This is a genomic window from Pseudomonas sp. PDM02, from assembly GCF_014852285.1.
Lineage (GTDB): Bacteria > Pseudomonadota > Gammaproteobacteria > Pseudomonadales > Pseudomonadaceae > Aquipseudomonas > Aquipseudomonas migulae.
This window is the reverse complement of record NZ_JACVBL010000001.1, coordinates 320,258-334,899: the sequence shown is the minus strand read 5'-3', so window position 1 is coordinate 334,899 and position 14,642 is coordinate 320,258. Positions and strand designations below refer to the sequence as shown.

Genomic DNA, 14,642 nt, shown 5'->3' with positions numbered 1-14,642 from the left:
ATGCATTCCATGTGGGAGCTAGCCTGCTAGCGATTGGCGGCGCCACCGATTTACAACTTTTCCAACGCCATGTTCAGCGCCAACACATTCACCACCGGCGGCCCCACCAACGGCTGTTCGATGTGCGCGGCCAGCAGATTCTGAAGCGTAGACACCGGCAGATTCCGCGTCGCCGCAACACGCGCCAGTTGATAGGCAATCGCCGCTGGTGGCAAGTGCGGATCAAGCCCGCTGCCAGAAGTGGTCAGCAGCGCCAACGGCACCGGCCCCTGGCCTGGCACCAGCAGTTTATTGGCATCGTCGATCACCCGAGTGGCCAGGGCCAGGTTGCTTGGTGACAGGTTGCTGGCGCTGCTCGATACCGTGGCGAAAGCACCGGCCGACGGGCGCGGATGGAACCAGGCGTCACCGGTGAAATCCTGGGCAATCAGCGAAGAGCCGCGGACTTTGCCGTCGGCGTCGCGCACGAGGCTGCCATTGGCCTGGTCAGGGAACGCGACCTGCGCGACGCCAGTGACCACCAACGGGTAAGCGACGCCGGTGATCAGGGTCATCAGGACCAGCAGGCTCAGGGCCGGACGTATCATTGTGGACATTTCAAAATCCTCGAATTCGGTGAACAGATTCGGTGTTCATATAGATGAACCGTGGTGCATTCTTCGCGAGCAAGCTTCGCTCCTACAGGGCGGTGTGAACACCTGTAGGAGCGAGCGGTGCGACGTTTCGACTTGCCCGCGAAGGCAGTGTGTTTGACACACCGCCAAATCGGGTCAAACCAGATGCAACGCCGTCAACAGCATGTCGATCGCCTTGATGCCCACGAACGGCACCAGAATCCCGCCCAGCCCGTAGATCAACAGGTTGCGGCGCAGCAACGCCGCCGCACTCGCCGCCTGCACACGCACGCCACGCAAGGCCAGTGGAATCAGCACGACGATGATCAAGGCGTTGAACACAATTGCCGACAGAATCGCGCTCTGCGGACTGCTCAGTTGCATGACGTTGAGCACACCCAGTTGCGGGTAGATCGAGGCAAACAGCGCCGGCAGAATCGCGAAGTATTTGGCGACGTCGTTGGCGATCGAAAACGTCGTCAGCGCACCGCGAGTCACCAGCAATTCCTTGCCGATCTGCACCACGTCCAGCAACTTGGTCGGATCGCTGTCGAGGTCGACCATGTTGGCCGCTTCACGCGCTGCTTGCGTACCGTCGTTCATCGCCATGCCGACGTCTGCCTGGGCCAGTGCCGGGGCGTCGTTGGCGCCGTCGCCGCACATGGCGACCAGACGACCGTCGTTCTGCTCATGACGAATGCGCGCCAGTTTTTTCTCTGGCGTAGCTTCAGCCAGCACGTCGTCCACACCAGCTTCGGCCGCAATCGCCGCGGCGGTCAGCGGGTTGTCACCGGTCACCATGACGGTGCGAATCCCTAGCTTGCGCAGCTCGGCGAAACGCTCGCGGATGCCTGGCTTGACCACGTCCTTGAGGTGAATCGCGCCGAGCAATTTACCGTCGGCGCACACCAGCAACGGCGTGCCGCCGCTCTGGGCGATCTTGTCGATTTCCCGGGACAGTGCCGGGGCGAGATCGGCGCGTTTCAGACCGACGAACGCCAGCAGCGAATCCACCGCGCCCTTGCGATACACACGGCCCTGATAGTCGACACCGGACAAGCGAGTCTCGGCGCTGAACGGCACCGCCGTCAGCACTTCGGTGGCAGGCTCGGGTTGTGGATGAACACCGCGCAGGTACTCGACGATGGACTTGCCTTCCGCGGTGTCATCGGCCAGCGAAGCGAACAGCGCACCCTCGGCCAGTTCCTTGGCGCTCACACCCGGTGCGGCATACACCGCGGTGCAACGACGATTACCAAAGGTGATGGTGCCGGTCTTGTCCAGCAGCAACACGTGCACGTCCCCCGCCGCTTCCACGGCGCGCCCGGATTTGGCGATCACGTTCAGGCGTACCAGACGGTCCATGCCGGCGATACCGATGGCCGAGAGCAAACCGCCGATGGTGGTCGGAATCAGCGTGACCAATAACGCCACCAGGAACACCAGCGGCAGGCTGCCGTTGGCGAAGTGGGCGAACGGTTGCAGGGTCACGACCACCAGCAGGAAGATCAGCGTCAAGCCGATCAGCAGGATGTCGAGCGCGACTTCGTTCGGGGTTTTCTGGCGTTTGGCGCCTTCGACCAAAGCGATCATGCGGTCCAGTGTCGACTCGCCAGGGTTGGCGGTGATGCGCACCAGCAGCCAGTCGGAGACCAGTCGGGTGTTGCCGGTGACGGCCGAACGGTCGCCGCCGGACTCACGGATCACCGGCGCGGATTCACCGGTAATCGCCGCTTCGTTGACCGCCGCGATGCCTTCGATGACCTCGCCGTCACCGGGGATCATTTCCCCGGCTTCGACGCGCACCACATCGCCCTTGCGCAGGCTGGTGGCCGGCACCACTTGAAAGGCGCCGTTGCCGGTTTTGCGGCGTGCGCTCAAGCCTTCGCTGCCAGCCTTGAGGCTGTCGGCGCGAGCCTTGCCGCGACCTTCGGCCAAGGCTTCGGCGAAGTTGGCGAACAGCACGGTGAACCACAGCCACAATGCAATTTGCGCAGCGACGAAGGTCGGCACGGCGCTGTCGGGAATGAAGCACAGCACGGTGGTCAGGACGGCGGTCAGTTCGACCACCAGCATCACCGGCGCACGCTGCAATTGCCGTGGGTCGAGCTTGACGAAGGCTTGCACCAACGCCGGACGCCACAGGGCCGAGATTGCGGTTTTCGGTTGTTCCGGCGCCTTGACGGTGGCGGCTTTACTTACGGGCATATTCATCATTGATTCCTCAGAAGCCCATGCTCAAATGTTCTGCAATCGGACCCAGTGCCAATGTCGGCAGGAAGGTCAAACCACCCACCAGCAAAATGGTCACGGTCAGCAACGTCACAAACAGCGGGCCGTGGGTCGGGAAACTGTTCTGGCCGATCGGTGCGGTTTTCTTCATCGCCAGGCTGCCGGCCAGGGCCAGTACCGGGAGGATGTAACCGAAGCGACCGATCAACATGCCCAGGCCGAGCATCAGGTTATGGAACGCGGTGTTGGCACCGAAGCCGCCGAACGCCGAACCGTTGTTGGCGCTGGCCGAGGTGTAGGCGTACAGCAACTGGCTGAAACCGTGGGCGCCGGGGTTACTCACCGAAGCCACCGGACCGGGCAGGCTCGCGGCAATCGCGCCGAGCACCAGCACGCCGACCGGCATCACCAGCAAAGTCACCACCAGCAATTGCACTTCCTTGGCCTGCAGTTTCTTGCCGAGGTATTCCGGGGTGCGGCCGATCATCAGGCCGGCGAGGAACACCGCGATCAGCACGTTGAGCAACATGCCGTAGAGCCCGGCACCGACGCCGCCGAAGATCACTTCGCCGACCATCATGTTGACCATCGCGACCATGCCGCTCAGCGGGTTGAGGCTGTCGTGCATGCCGTTGACCGAGCCGTTGGACGCGGCGGTCGTGGTCACCGACCACAACACCGTGGCGGTGGTGCCGAAGCGCGCTTCCTTGCCTTCCAGCGGCGCGGTCTGTTCGACGGCGACGTTGTTCAGGGTCGGATTCGGTTGGTATTCAGCCCACAGCGAGGTCGCGCCGCCAATCAGGAACAGCGCCAGCATGCAGGCGATGATCGCGCGGCTCTGACGCAGGTCTTTGACGTAATGACCGAAGGTGAACACCAGGGCGACCGGGATCAGAATGATAGAGGCCACCTCGAACAGGTTGCTCCACGCCGTCGGGTTCTCGAACGGGTGCGCCGAGTTGACGCCGAAGAAGCCGCCACCGTTGGTGCCCAGTTGCTTGATCGCAATCTGACTGGCGGCCGGGCCGAGCGGGATCACCTGATCGACGCCTTGCATCGTCACCGCATTCACGTACTGCGCGAAAGTTTGCGGCACGCCCTGCCAGACCAGGTACAGCGCCAGCAGCAGGCACAGCGGCAGCAAGCCATAGAGGGTGGCGCGGGTCATGTCGACCCAGAAATTGCCCAGGGTTTTGGTCGATTTGCGACCGATGCCGCGACACAGCGCAACCAGCACAGCGAGGCCGGTGGCGGCGCTGACGAAGTTCTGCACGGTGAGGCCGACCATCTGGCTCAGGTAGCTCAGCGAGGCCTCGCCGCTGTAGCCCTGCCAGTTGGTATTGGTCATGAAACTGACGGCGGTGTTGAACGCCAGCGTCCACTCCTGACCCGGCAGGTTTTGCGGGTTGAGCGGCAAGTGGTCCTGGAACAACAGGATCGCGAACAACAGCAAAAAGCCCGCAAGGTTGAAGGCGAGCAAGGCCAGGGTGTATTTCTGCCAGCTCTGTTCGGCTTGCGGATCAACGCCGGCCACCCGATAACAGCCACGCTCCACAGGTCCCAGGATCGGTGTCAGCCAGGTGCGCTGGCCTTCCATGACCTTGTAGTAGAACCGCCCGAGAAACGGTGCCGGGATCAGCACCACGGCGAAGAAGGCCAGGATCAGCCAATAGTCATAACTGTGCATAGCCGCTCCTAGTTCCGGTCCGCGCGCAACAGCGCAACCAACAGATAAATGAACAGCCCCACTGCCAACAGCAGTGACACCCCGTCCAGAACGCTCATGGAAGTTCTCCGTGTTACGGCGTATTGCCGCGTGTGGAGTCATTGTCGGAAGGAAGGCTGTAAAGGAGCGAGATCGAGGGGGTTGGCTGGGCATAAAGAAAGTGTAAAGAGTGGGTTTATGCGGGCGTTACAGCGGTGTTTTTGCGGGCCCCTTCGCGGGCAAGCCTCGCTCCTACAGTTTTGAATGCGCCGATCCCCTGTAGGAGCGAGGCTTGCCCGCGAAGACGGCATAACAGACACCAACGCCCCCAACTGATGCATAAAACCCATCCATCCAGCGCCGAACATCCCCGATACGACACCTTTTTGCGCTTTACGACGGCCATCACCACACTGGCACGCCCACTGCACACGCCCTCCCCGAGCTGTCCAAACCGTTCAGGGAGCAAACGCATGAACACACAACTCAAACCCACGCTGGGCACGCTGCACCTGTGGGGCATCGCGGTCGGGCTGGTGATTTCCGGTGAGTATTTCGGCTGGAGTTACGGCTGGGGCGTGGCGGGCACACTTGGTTTTCTGGTGACGTCCTTCATGGTCGCCACGATGTACACCTGCTTCATCTTCAGCTTCACCGAGCTGACCACCGCGATTCCCCACGCCGGCGGTCCCTTTGCCTATAGCCGCCGCGCCTTTGGCGAGAAAGGCGGATTGATCGCCGGGCTGGCGACGCTGATCGAATTCGTCTTCGCCCCACCGGCCATCGCACTGGCGATCGGCGCCTACCTCAACGTGCAATTCCCCGCCCTCGACCCGAAACACGCAGCGGTCGGCGCCTACATCGTGTTCATGGGCCTGAACATCCTCGGGGTGAAACTGGCGGCCACCTTCGAGCTGGTGGTCTGCGTACTCGCGGTGGCTGAATTGCTGGTGTTCATGGGCGTGGTTGCGCCGGCGTTCAGCTTCAGCAACTTCGCGCTGAACGGCTGGGCCGGCTCCGATGTGTTCGGCGCACCGGCGATTGCCGGGATGTTCGCAGCGATTCCGTTTGCCATCTGGTTTTTCCTCGCCATCGAAGGCGCCGCCATGGCCGCCGAAGAAGCCAAGGACCCGAAACGCACGATTCCCAAGGCGTACATCAGCGGCATTTTGACCTTGGTGTTGTTGGCCATGGGCGTGATGTTCTTTGCCGGCGGCGTCGGCGACTGGCGCACTTTGTCGAACATCAACGACCCGCTGCCGCAAGCGATGAAAACCGTGGTCGGCGAAAGCTCCGGCTGGTTGCACATGCTGGTGTGGATCGGCCTGTTCGGTCTGGTGGCGAGTTTCCACGGGATCATCCTCGGTTACTCGCGGCAGTTCTTCGCCCTTGCGCGAGCCGGTTACCTGCCGGCGTCGCTGGCCAAACTCTCGCGCTTCCAGACGCCGCACCGGGCAATCATCGCCGGTGGTGTCATCGGGATCGCGGCGATCTACAGCGACGGCTTGATCAACCTCGGCGGTATGACGCTGACCGCCGCGATGATCACCATGGCAGTGTTCGGCGCGATCGTGATGTACATCATGAGCATGCTGAGCCTGTTCAAGCTGCGTAAAACCGAGCCGAACCTGGAGCGCACGTTCCGCGCGCCGTGCTACCCGTTGGTGCCGGCCATTGCACTGGTGCTGGCGGTGGTGTGCCTGGTGGCGATGGCGTGGTTCAACGCACTGATCGGCGCGATTTTCCTCGGCTTCATGGCCGTGGGTTTCGTGTACTTCATGCTGACCGCGCAATTGCGCGCCGATGCACCGGCGGACGCGATGTTGACCGGACTCTGAATCGCAGCAGGTGTTGCGAGTCGATCAGGCATAGAATGGAACCACTGCGAAATTGAATCGCTCAAAGTGGTATGCACGATCGATTGGCGAAACCCGCCAATCGGCCTGCCCTCAAGGAGAGCCCTATGCCCTGGTATGCCTGGTTGATTCTGATCGTTGCAATCGGCTCGATCGTGGGTGGTTTGATGATGTTGCGCGACACCGCCCACAAGGTCGAACTGACCGATGAGCAACGCAAGCGCGTCGCTGAACGCAACGCGCAAGCGGATGCCAAGGATGCGCAGGACCGCTGAAAAAACCTGATCCCTGTAGGAGCGAGCCTGCTCGCGATGCACCTGAGAACAACGCGTTTATTCAGAATAAACGCGTTATCGTTAACGTCCATCGCGAGCAGGCTCGCTCCTACAGGTGACGGTTATTTTTCCCAATCGGCCTTGGCGATGTGCAAGCCATGCAGCCCTTTGTACGCCGCACGCTCCGGCTGGCTCCAACCTTCGAGCAGTGAATCCTCCAGTTTGTAGATCTCCACCCCAAGCGGGCGACACACGCTCAGCGGGTCCTGCGCGTCCGGCCCCCACATGGCCAGCGACAGATCGCCTCCCGGGCAGGTCGACAGCGCGCACAACAGATCGATCTCGGCAAAGAATTCCAGGTAATCGCCCTTCTGCGCCGGGCAGGCTTTCATGAAGTACATGTCGTCGTGATTCAGGCCGGTGCACTGGAAAATGTTCAGCACGTCATGCACGTCGAACTCGGTCAGGCCATGGGGCAACACTGCGCGGGTCAGGTTGGAGTGGCAGTGATGGTGGAAGTCTTCGCCGGTGAGCATTTTGTTCACATAGGGATCGCAGCGGGTGCCGAGCAAGTCATGCAAGCGCCCACCATGTTCGTCAATGCCGTAGTCGGCCAGGCTGTCATCGGTGATGGTCACCAGCGGCCGCAAGAATGGCAGGTTCGACCAGAGCCGGTCGTGAGTGCTGACATGCGCCCCCTGCAACTGCCGCGTGCGTGAAGCCCACAAGCGTTCACGCGGATCGTTGGCATTCCAGACGTTGAAATCCCCGACTTGCGGGCCGACCGGCGTGGTCACGCGAAACACGTGCCCGGCCGGGACATGCCAGGCGCGGCCGGTGCGGATCGGCACTTCGAACTGCTCGATCAGCGTGCGCCCCTCCTTCGTATCCCGGATCTTTTCATAAAAGGCTTTGTCCACCTGCAAGGCCGAACCTTTGCTGACTTGGTAGGCCGCTGGATAGTCTTTGTACATGGCACGAATCCTCGATCAGTGATGGGAAGAAGGGGCAAGCATTTGCAACAGAAGGTGCTCGGAATCGTCGAGATAACGGCTCATGGCGTCCTCGGCGGCGCGTTTGTCGCCTTCAGCCAGCAGCTCGTGAATCTGCCGGTCACGCGCCAGCCAGGGCGCCTGAAACCGTGATTCATCGGGCGCGGCGCAAAACACCAGGCGCAGTTGCGCGACGACATTGGTGAAGAACTCGTCGAACAACGGGCTGCGCAGCAACCCGACGATGTGTTGATGAAACGCCAGGCTGTGCGTGCCCACGGCGCGCCAGTCCTCGCGCTCCCGGGCCAGTTCGGTGGCTTCCAGGGCTTCGAGCATCCGGTCGGACTGATAATCGCGCAGCGGCTGACTGGCACTGATGGCCTGCAACTCCAGCGTGCGGCGGACGTTGAACAGATCCCGCACATCGTCGACGCCCAAGCGACGCACCATCACGCCTTTGTTGCGCACATAACGGGTCAGTCCTTCCTGCCCCAATCGATGCAAGGCTTCGCGGATGGTGTTGCGAGAAGCGTTGTAGGCTGACACCAGATCGTTTTCCACCAGCGCCATGCCGGGCAGCAAACGACCGCCAATGATGTCGGCGCGTAACTCCAGGGTGATGTGGTCGGCCAGGGACAGTCCGCTGTTCATACTTATCGCCTCATGATTGTTCAACAATCGTCAGCTAACGGGTAATCACTATCCGTGCCAGTTCGGTCGAGACGTCATGAAGGAGTTGGACGCATCTGCATGCTTTTTAGAAATAGAAGTACAGTCACCATCCCATTTCCATTGGTTAAGATGGCGCATTGTTGCGGAGATACCAGATGCGTTACTCGCAGGACCATAAAGCTCAGACCCACAAACGCATCATCAAGGAAGCTTCAGCGCGATTTCGCCGCGACGGTATTGGCGCGACCGGCTTGCAGCCCCTGATGAAAGCGCTGGGCTTGACTCACGGCGGCTTCTATTCGCATTTCAAGTCCAAGGATGAGCTGGTAGAAAAGGCCCTGCAGGCTGCAGGCGCCGAGGTAGAAGTCATCTGCGCCGAACTGTTCGCTCAGGAACGCCCACTCGAGGCATTCATTGACGCGTACTTGTCCGAATGGCACCAGACTTCGCCCCATGAAGGGTGCCCGTTGCCGACCATGTCATCGGAACTCGGCCTGCGCGGACAACCAAGTCCGACCTCCGATGTGGTGCTCAACGCACGGCTCGAACAAATACAAGGCACCCTTGAAGGTGATGATGCCGCCGACCAGAGCATCTTCATCATGTCCGCAATGGTCGGGGCGCTGCTGTTGTCGCGCAGTGTCGAGAGCGCCGATCTGGCCCAGCGGATTCTCGACGTCACGCGCGATTTTCTCAAAAAGCCCCGGGATTAACCCTGCCAGCGCTTGAAGAGCACGCTGGCATTGACCCCACCAAAGCCGAAACCGTTGGACAGCGCATACTCGATGGCCATCGGCCGCGCCTGACCATGGACGATGTCCACACCTTGCGCCGCCGGATCCGGGTTATCCAGGTTGAGGGTGGCCGGCACGATCTGATCACGGATCGCCAACAGCGTGAAGATCGCCTCGATCCCGCCCGCCGCGCCGAGCAAATGCCCGGTGGCCGACTTGGTCGACGTGACCGCAATTTTGTTATCCGTGCCGAACAACGATTTGATCGCTGCCAACTCGCCCAGATCCCCAACCGGCGTCGAGGTTGCGTGAGCATTGAGGTGCTGCACCTGTGCCGCAGCAATGCCCGCCTGAGCCAGCGCCAGTGACATCGCCCGTCGCGCACCACTGCCATCTTCGGGGCCGGCGGTCAGGTGATAGGCGTCGGCGCTGGTGCCGTAACCGACCAGTTCCGCCAGCGGTTGCGCGCCACGGGCCAATGCATGCTCCAGGGATTCGATCACCAGAAGGCCTGCGCCCTCACCCATGACAAAACCATCGCGGTCACGGTCGAACGGACGCGAAGCCCGCTCCGGCGTTTCGTTGTAACCACTGGACAATGCGCGAGCCGCAGCGAACCCGGCGAGACTGACACGATCGATCGACGCCTCCGCACCGCCACACACCGCAATGTCCGCCTCACCGCAACGGATCAGCCGCGCCGCATCGCCAATCGCCTGAACCCCGGCCGCGCACGCCGTTACCGGAGCACCCAGGGGGCCTTTGAATCCGTGCTGGATCGACACATGGCCCGCGGCCAGATTGACCAGAAAGGAGGGAATGGTGAAAGGCGACAAACGCCGCGGGCCACGACTGTCGGTGGTGCGGACCGCATCGGCAATCGCGCCGAAACCACCGACCCCCGAACCGATAATGGTCGCCGTACGCTCCTGGGCATTGGCATCCTGAGCCTGCCAACCCGCTTGCTCAAGCGCCTGACGCGCCGCTTCCATGGCAAACATAATGAAGCGGTCCATCTTCTTCTGCTCTTTGGGTGGCGTCGCACGATCCGGGTCAAAACCCGCCTCGGCATCTTCGGCCAGCGTCGGCACTGCGCCACCAACCTTGGCCGGCAGATCAGCCACGACTTCGTCCGGCAGGTTGCGCAATCCCGAACGTCCGGCCAACAGACGCTCCCAGACGGCTTCGACCCCGCTACCCAGCGGAGTCACCAAACCCATGCCCGTTACAACCACTCGACGTTCACTCATACCGCAACTACCTCAAGCCAATGGAGGGTGCCTCACTTGTAACGCGAAGCGGCCTTGCTTTTGGAAAGATTCGGCGCCATCACCAGACGCGCCGCGACAAACGCATCCCAGTCAGAGGCATCCGGCAACGAAGGAATAGTGATCAGTTCTCCCTGGTCCAGCCCCGACAACGATGCATCGACCATCTCGCCCGCTTCCATGACCATGTCCGCCGGGATCTGGCTTGCGTCAATACCGGAACGCTCCCAGATTTCGGTGCGTGTCACGCCTGGCAACACCGCTTGTACTTTGACCCCGGTGCCATCCAGCTCGGCATTCAACGACTGGGTCAGGCTCAACACATAAGCCTTGCTGGCGCTGTAAGTGGCGTTGAAGCGCTCGGGGAACAACGCCACCACCGAGGCGATGTTGATGATCGTACCCCGGCCGGCTTTAGCAAAACTGGCGGCCGCCGCCGAAGCCAGGCGCGTGACCGTCGTTACGTTCAATTGAATCAAACGTTCCAGTTGGTCCAGATCGGCGTTGGCCAGCAAGCCATCTGCCGCGACACCCGCGTTATTCAGCAGCAGACTGATACTCGAATCGCTGCGAAGGCGTTGCTCAAGTTTCAGCACATCATCCTTTTGCGTGAGATCCGCTTTCAGCACCTCGACCTGAACACCATGCTCGGCGCGCAGCTTGCTCGCCGCGGCCTGAAGACGCTGTTCGTCACGTGCAACCAGCAACAAATCAAAACCGCGCGCTGCCAAGCGCTCAGCGTAAATGGCACCAATCCCGGATGAAGCACCGGTGACAAGAGCCGTACCTTGGGTCTGGACAGAATTCATGACGTGCTCCTGGAATGCGTAAGGAAAAGAAAAGCGCCTGCGCTTCAGAGCGCCAAGCTGGATGACGAATTTATTATAGGCATAATTTAATCACAATATGATAGCCGTAATTTTTCATCTACCGACGGAAGGCGCTAAATCACCACGTACGCCAGAATGCAAAAAGGCCGGTCAATGACCGGCCCATGGCGCTGAATTACAAGCTTAGTTCACCTCAAGCTTTTCGCGGTTCTTATCCAGAATGGCTTTGCCGATTCCCTTCACTTCGAGCAGCTCGTCCACCGATGCAAACGGCCCATTACTCTCACGATAGGTAACAATCGCCTTGGCCTTGGCTTCTCCGATGCCGGACAACTCCCGTTGCAGGGTCGACGCGTCGGCCTGATTCAAATCAACCTTTTCGGACTGAACCTTGGGAGCGACCTCCATGACCTGAGGTGCAGTGCCCGCCTCCGTCTTGGCCGCGGGCGCAGCAATAGCGGCGACAGAGGCAGTGCTCAGGAGGGCAAAAATCAGAGAGTAGAAGTAGCCAGTACGCATAAATGAAGCTCCATGACATCAATTGGGAAAGCAGCTTTTCCGAAGCTGCCTTCCAAACTTAGGTGATGTCTGGAGCCTGTCAAAAATGTGTCAGTTACAGGATGTGAAACAATCAGGGCTCGAGGCGACGCTGCTGATAGATCCAGTCGACGATCTCGCCGTCAGGGGTATAGCCGCTGACCGTTTCGCGCAGAAGCTGGCGGACTCTTGAATAATCATCCTGATCAACCGCTGCCAGCAATTCGCCCAACCGCGCCTTCAGCACATCCCAGGTCAGGTAATCTTCGCTGGCCGTCATGATCATCGGATGCGAGGTCGCCGCAACGTTGTCGCCGATCAGCAGCTCTTCGTAGAGCTTTTCACCCGGGCGCAGGCCGGTAAATTCGATCGAAATGTCACCGTGGATATTTTTGTCCGACCGGACACTCAACCCTGACAGATGAATCATTTTCTCTGCCAACTCGATGATTTTTACCGGCTCGCCCATGTCCAGCACGAAAACGTCCCCGCCCTGCCCCATCGACCCGGCCTGGATCACCAACTGAGCGGCCTCGGGAATGGTCATGAAATACCGGGTGATTTTCGGGTGTGTGACGGTCAACGGTCCGCCAGCCTTGATCTGCTTGTGGAAAAGCGGGATCACGGAACCTGACGAGCCCAACACATTACCGAACCTGACCATGGTGAAACGGGTCTTGTTGACGCGAGACACACTGGACTTGTCGCCAAACAACACAGGCGCTTTTTCACGGCTGAGCGCCTGCAATGTCAACTCTGCAAGTCGCTTGGTACTCCCCATTACGTTGGTGGGGCGAACAGCCTTGTCGGTGGAAATCAGTACAAAGTTTGCAACTCCGGCCTGAAGTGCAGCCTGGGCCGTATTTAACGTGCCCATGACATTGTTCAACACGCCTTCTGCAATATTGTGCTCGACCATAGGTACATGTTTGTACGCTGCGGCGTGGTAAACCGTATCGACATGCCAGGTCTTCATGACGTCCAGCAACTTGTTCTCGTTACGGACAGAACCCAGGATCGGCAGCAGTTTGACGGACAACGATTCACGCGCAATTCGCTGCTCAAGCTCGGACAGGATGCTGTAAAGATTGAACTCGCTGTGTTCGAACAACAACAGGGTCGTAGGCCTTAATGCAAGTATCTGCCGGCACAGCTCCGAACCGATTGATCCGCCCGCACCGGTAACCATCACTGACTGGCCGGTGATGCAATGCTCCAGCAGGTCCTCTTGAGCCGGTACCGCATCACGCCCAAGGAGGTCGGCAATGTCCACTTCCTGGATATCGTCGACCTTGACCCGGCCACTGGCCAGATCCATGAATCCCGGCACGCTGCGCACATGAAGCGGGAAGCGCTCCAGGTAGCCCAGAATTTCCCGGCGGCGCCCACGGTTGGCCGAAGGGACTGCAAGCAGGATTTCCTGAGCACCTGTCGTGTCAATCAGTTGCTGGATATGCTTGGGCTTGAACACTTGCAACCCGGAAATGACACGACCGGCAATACTTCCGTCATCATCGATGAACGCAACCGGGCGCATCACCCTGCCCATGCGCAGCGCCGCAACAAGCTGGTTACCTGCGGCGCCAGCGCCGTAAATGGCCACTTTCGGCAAACCATTATCACGATTGGCAAAAGGCACATGTTGCGCCGCCGCGAACCAATCCCCCAAAAAGTACTGGCGCATTGCCAAACGCAAGCCACCAATCATGATCAGGCTCAACCACCAGTAGTTGAACATAATCGAGCGGGGCACGACCGTTTGATGATTGCTATATAAATAGACGATGACGCCAAGAATAAGCGAAGAAAGGCTGACGGCTTTAATTATCGCGATAAGTGCATCATTACCGAAATAACGCATCACGGCGCGATACATGCCAAATCGAATAAACAACGGGATGGCAACGACGGGAGCACTAAGAAATAACCAGAGGTGCTGTTGAACAGGGCTGTTCATTTCGTCGATCCCTAGACGAACGACAAAAGCCATCCATAACGAGACCCAAACCAAACCAACATCGGCAACTACCTGCAGGACCCGCTTGTGTCGGCGCGGAAGGCTCAACAAAAAAGCTCTTATTTTATCCATAACCCTATCGAACACCTCACCAAGCTCCTGAAATCAAAAAATAAACTATTGCCTTTGAACCCGCAAAGAAAACCGGCCGATTTACGATGAAATACCAGCGCGGGCAAATGCCGCACCAGCGTAAGGACTGCATCAAAAAATAAACTTCGATCAGGCACCCTTGTACCAAAACAGCTGGAGGGAGGCAGGGCCTGACAGGCTACCGAAGGCAATCCCGATATAATACCTGTGTTGCGCCAGAAATCCCTGATTGCAGGCAAAATTACTGCCATCAAACGCAAGGGCAACCCAGGCGGCCTCGGTTACCCCGGCAGGTGCCGGTAAAAAATGACGAACGTGCCGGAATCGCGGTTCCTACCTGATACAATGCCCCGAACTGCACGCAGCCTATAAGAATCGCAGCTACACCCCTCCGGTGTTGTATCAAAACTGATCAAGATGACCACAAGGAATAGTCTCTCGCCATCAGGCCTTTCACGATTGGCGAGGCACATCTGGCAATCGGCCGGCACCCTGACAACCAATCCGGAAGAAAATTCACTGCATCGAAGACGCATCAAGCTGCAACCTTGGAAAGCATCGGACAAAGAAGGCTATAATCCGCGGCGCCTAAAAAGCTTTCCAGTTCTTAGCGATAAAGAAGAGCGAGCAGGGACACGCTGTAAGAAACTTCTGTCTCCGACGAAAGACCCGGCTAACACGAACTGAACGGTTGACCCCCGATGACAAAGATGTCACTCCGCGATCGAGATCATGCCAGCGGAAGTAAACAGACCCGCTGCGAGCACCTTCTCGAGAGGGATCAGGCTGTCTCCAGGAAGGGGTGGATTAGATCGAT

General features: G+C 59.5%; 13 protein-coding genes. 3 read left to right on the top strand and 10 right to left on the bottom strand.

The window, feature by feature from the left end; genetic code table 11:
- Positions 1–50: 50 nt before the first annotated feature.
- The 4 genes from kdpC to kdpF form a co-directional block, all read right to left on the bottom strand.
- A complete protein-coding gene (gene kdpC / locus IB245_RS01495) occupies positions 51–596 on the bottom strand; it encodes a potassium-transporting ATPase subunit KdpC (RefSeq protein WP_192226178.1) in 546 nt (181 codons plus the stop codon).
- Between the two features lie 174 nt (positions 597–770).
- On the bottom strand, positions 771–2,828 hold the full coding sequence (gene kdpB, locus IB245_RS01490; RefSeq protein WP_192226176.1) for a potassium-transporting ATPase subunit KdpB: 2,058 nt from the start codon (positions 2,826–2,828) through the stop codon (positions 771–773).
- A gap of 10 nt (positions 2,829–2,838) precedes the next feature.
- The gene (gene kdpA / locus IB245_RS01485; protein WP_008031770.1) at positions 2,839–4,533 is read right to left on the bottom strand and encodes a potassium-transporting ATPase subunit KdpA; all 1,695 of its coding nucleotides are present in this window, start codon (positions 4,531–4,533) and stop codon (positions 2,839–2,841) included.
- Between the two features lie 8 nt (positions 4,534–4,541).
- Complete coding sequence (gene kdpF / locus IB245_RS01480) at positions 4,542–4,631, bottom strand: K(+)-transporting ATPase subunit F (RefSeq protein WP_007899818.1); 90 nt, start codon at positions 4,629–4,631, stop codon at positions 4,542–4,544.
- Between the two features lie 393 nt (positions 4,632–5,024).
- Between kdpF and eat the strand changes: the two genes are divergently transcribed.
- Complete coding sequence (gene eat, locus IB245_RS01475; RefSeq protein ID WP_192226174.1) at positions 5,025–6,389, top strand: ethanolamine permease; 1,365 nt, start codon at positions 5,025–5,027, stop codon at positions 6,387–6,389.
- Between the two features lie 125 nt (positions 6,390–6,514).
- The gene (locus IB245_RS01470) at positions 6,515–6,682 is read left to right on the top strand and encodes a DUF2897 family protein (protein ID WP_192226172.1); all 168 of its coding nucleotides are present in this window, start codon (positions 6,515–6,517) and stop codon (positions 6,680–6,682) included.
- A gap of 122 nt (positions 6,683–6,804) precedes the next feature.
- Here IB245_RS01470 and IB245_RS01465 read toward each other — a convergent pair whose 3' ends face one another.
- Together IB245_RS01465 and IB245_RS01460 are read right to left on the bottom strand one after the other, a co-directional pair.
- Complete coding sequence (locus tag IB245_RS01465) at positions 6,805–7,656, bottom strand: urea carboxylase-associated family protein (RefSeq protein WP_008031773.1); 852 nt, start codon at positions 7,654–7,656, stop codon at positions 6,805–6,807.
- A gap of 15 nt (positions 7,657–7,671) precedes the next feature.
- Positions 7,672–8,325 (bottom strand): GntR family transcriptional regulator, encoded by a 654-nt coding sequence (locus IB245_RS01460; RefSeq protein ID WP_008042177.1) that lies wholly within the window; start codon positions 8,323–8,325, stop codon positions 7,672–7,674.
- A 176-nt stretch (positions 8,326–8,501) separates the two neighbouring features.
- On the opposite strand from IB245_RS01460, the gene IB245_RS01455 reads away from it, so the two are divergent.
- Complete coding sequence (locus IB245_RS01455) at positions 8,502–9,059, top strand: TetR/AcrR family transcriptional regulator (RefSeq protein WP_008042176.1); 558 nt, start codon at positions 8,502–8,504, stop codon at positions 9,057–9,059.
- Here the strand turns inward: IB245_RS01455 and fabF are convergent.
- The 4 genes from fabF to IB245_RS01435 all read right to left on the bottom strand — a co-directional run bounded on the left by fabF (position 9,056) and on the right by IB245_RS01435 (position 13,804).
- Positions 9,056–10,330: a beta-ketoacyl-ACP synthase II gene (gene fabF, locus IB245_RS01450; RefSeq protein WP_192226170.1), complete on the bottom strand. Its 1,275-nt coding sequence runs from the start codon at positions 10,328–10,330 to the stop codon at positions 9,056–9,058. The two genes, IB245_RS01455 and fabF, sit on opposite strands and share 4 nt — an antisense overlap.
- 32 nt (positions 10,331–10,362) lie before the next feature.
- On the bottom strand, positions 10,363–11,157 hold the full coding sequence (locus IB245_RS01445; RefSeq protein WP_008031779.1) for an SDR family NAD(P)-dependent oxidoreductase: 795 nt from the start codon (positions 11,155–11,157) through the stop codon (positions 10,363–10,365).
- Between the two features lie 204 nt (positions 11,158–11,361).
- Positions 11,362–11,697, bottom strand: a complete 336-nt coding sequence (locus IB245_RS01440) for a ComEA family DNA-binding protein (RefSeq protein WP_192226168.1) — start codon at positions 11,695–11,697, stop codon at positions 11,362–11,364.
- 112 nt (positions 11,698–11,809) lie between these two features.
- Positions 11,810–13,804, bottom strand: a complete 1,995-nt coding sequence (locus tag IB245_RS01435) for a polysaccharide biosynthesis protein (RefSeq protein WP_032832695.1) — start codon at positions 13,802–13,804, stop codon at positions 11,810–11,812.
- Positions 13,805–14,642 lie beyond the last annotated feature (838 nt).

What these genes read in the sequence shown, in the direction of transcription:
- kdpC (WP_192226178.1), bottom strand. Translation starts at nt 596, where the DNA reads ATGTCCACAATGATACGTCCGGCCCTGAGCCTGCTGGTCCTGATGACC.
- kdpB (WP_192226176.1), bottom strand. Translation starts at nt 2,828, where the DNA reads ATGAATATGCCCGTAAGTAAAGCCGCCACCGTCAAGGCGCCGGAACAA.
- kdpA (WP_008031770.1), bottom strand. Translation starts at nt 4,533, where the DNA reads ATGCACAGTTATGACTATTGGCTGATCCTGGCCTTCTTCGCCGTGGTG.
- kdpF (WP_007899818.1), bottom strand. Translation starts at nt 4,631, where the DNA reads ATGAGCGTTCTGGACGGGGTGTCACTGCTGTTGGCAGTGGGGCTGTTC.
- eat (WP_192226174.1), top strand. Translation starts at nt 5,025, where the DNA reads ATGAACACACAACTCAAACCCACGCTGGGCACGCTGCACCTGTGGGGC.
- IB245_RS01470 (WP_192226172.1), top strand. Translation starts at nt 6,515, where the DNA reads ATGCCCTGGTATGCCTGGTTGATTCTGATCGTTGCAATCGGCTCGATC.
- IB245_RS01465 (WP_008031773.1), bottom strand. Translation starts at nt 7,656, where the DNA reads ATGTACAAAGACTATCCAGCGGCCTACCAAGTCAGCAAAGGTTCGGCC.
- IB245_RS01460 (WP_008042177.1), bottom strand. Translation starts at nt 8,325, where the DNA reads ATGAACAGCGGACTGTCCCTGGCCGACCACATCACCCTGGAGTTACGC.
- IB245_RS01455 (WP_008042176.1), top strand. Translation starts at nt 8,502, where the DNA reads ATGCGTTACTCGCAGGACCATAAAGCTCAGACCCACAAACGCATCATC.
- fabF (WP_192226170.1), bottom strand. Translation starts at nt 10,330, where the DNA reads ATGAGTGAACGTCGAGTGGTTGTAACGGGCATGGGTTTGGTGACTCCG.
- IB245_RS01445 (WP_008031779.1), bottom strand. Translation starts at nt 11,157, where the DNA reads ATGAATTCTGTCCAGACCCAAGGTACGGCTCTTGTCACCGGTGCTTCA.
- IB245_RS01440 (WP_192226168.1), bottom strand. Translation starts at nt 11,697, where the DNA reads ATGCGTACTGGCTACTTCTACTCTCTGATTTTTGCCCTCCTGAGCACT.
- IB245_RS01435 (WP_032832695.1), bottom strand. Translation starts at nt 13,804, where the DNA reads ATGGATAAAATAAGAGCTTTTTTGTTGAGCCTTCCGCGCCGACACAAG.